The sequence below is a fragment of the Bartonella sp. AD328YNZD genome (genome assembly GCF_042196425.1).
Window position 1 is genome coordinate 1 of record NZ_JBHIQG010000877.1, and the last position, 533, is coordinate 533.

At 37.7% G+C, this 533-nt stretch carries 1 protein-coding gene and 1 tRNA gene; one reads left to right on the plus strand and one right to left on the minus strand.

The window, feature by feature from the left end; translation table 11 throughout:
* Positions 1-132: 132 nt before the first annotated feature.
* A complete protein-coding gene (locus ACFIO3_RS15545; protein WP_375607050.1) occupies positions 133-285 on the minus strand; it encodes a hypothetical protein in 153 nt (50 codons plus the stop codon).
* Positions 286-457: 172 nt separating this feature from the next.
* On the opposite strand from ACFIO3_RS15545, the gene ACFIO3_RS15550 reads away from it, so the two are divergent.
* Positions 458-532, plus strand: a tRNA-Thr gene (locus ACFIO3_RS15550).
* The last annotated feature ends 1 nt before the right edge of the window (position 533 follow it).

Genomic DNA, 533 nt, shown 5'->3' on the forward strand with positions numbered 1-533 from the left:
TGCCCTTCCAAAGGATTGTCCCCCTTCGGGAAGTTATGCTTTATTAATCGTTTTAGAACGCATTCTAACTATGAGAACAAATTATTGAGAAGTTTGGTTGCAAAAATTTACTAAAAAACATTTTTTTGCATTTTAGAGCTCTGGTTGTGCTCTTTTTCGGCTTTGCTCTTTTCGACGTTTCAGGTTTTGACGCAATTGTTGTGCCAATCTTTCTTGACGTCGTTTTGCTTTTTCATCTTGATGATTAATTTCATTTTGTTTTTGTTTTTGATGCATTTGTGTCATTGCGCAACCTTTTAAACAGTGTTGAGCTTCTATCCAAGCAACTCATTTAGATATTTAAGCATATAAGAAGCATATGTCATGACATAAGATACGTTTTCTTGCAAGAATATACAAATGTTCTCTTGCCTATTTTCTGACAATATGGCACAAGACAGCGCAAAGATTGAAAAGGGCTGCGGTAGCTCAGTGGTAGAGCACTCCCTTGGTAAGGGAGAGGTCGAGAGTTCAATCCTCTCTCGCAGCACCAT

Coding starts and splice junctions, on each gene's coding strand:
- ACFIO3_RS15545 (WP_375607050.1), bottom strand. CDS start 285: ATGACACAAATGCATCAAAAACAAAAACAAAATGAAATTAATCATCAA.